The organism is Robertmurraya sp. DFI.2.37, from assembly GCF_029211245.1.
Classification (GTDB): domain Bacteria; phylum Bacillota; class Bacilli; order Bacillales; family Cytobacillaceae; genus Robertmurraya; species Robertmurraya methanolica_A.
This window is the reverse complement of record NZ_JARGEJ010000899.1, coordinates 1-287: the sequence shown is the minus strand read 5'-3', so window position 1 is coordinate 287 and position 287 is coordinate 1. Positions and strand designations below refer to the sequence as shown.

Below are 287 nucleotides of genomic sequence, written 5' to 3'. Positions count from 1 at the left end.
TATCTGAAATTGTTGGGGAAATACGGGATGAATTAGATGGGAATGAAATGTTGCCCCACCAATTTTTGGTGAGGTCTTCTAGATTGGGAGTGGTTTAGCAAATTTTAACGCCCAAATCCTGGTTTACGGAATCCTGGTGATCCAGGAGCAGGCATGTTTGGAGCAAATGCACCTGCTACTTGACCAGGGGCTGATCCTGGTGAATAGGCACCCGCTACTTGTCTGAGCATTGGCCCTGGAGCAGGCGAGAATGCCCCAGCAACACTAGGTCCTGGTCCCATATTCAT

1 pseudogene is annotated in these 287 nt (G+C 48.8%); it reads right to left on the bottom strand.

Annotated features, from left to right (window positions below):
* Positions 1-104 precede the first annotated feature (104 nt).
* A pseudogene (locus PZE06_RS29080) lies at positions 105-287 on the bottom strand (spore coat protein CotD); the annotation flags it as partial.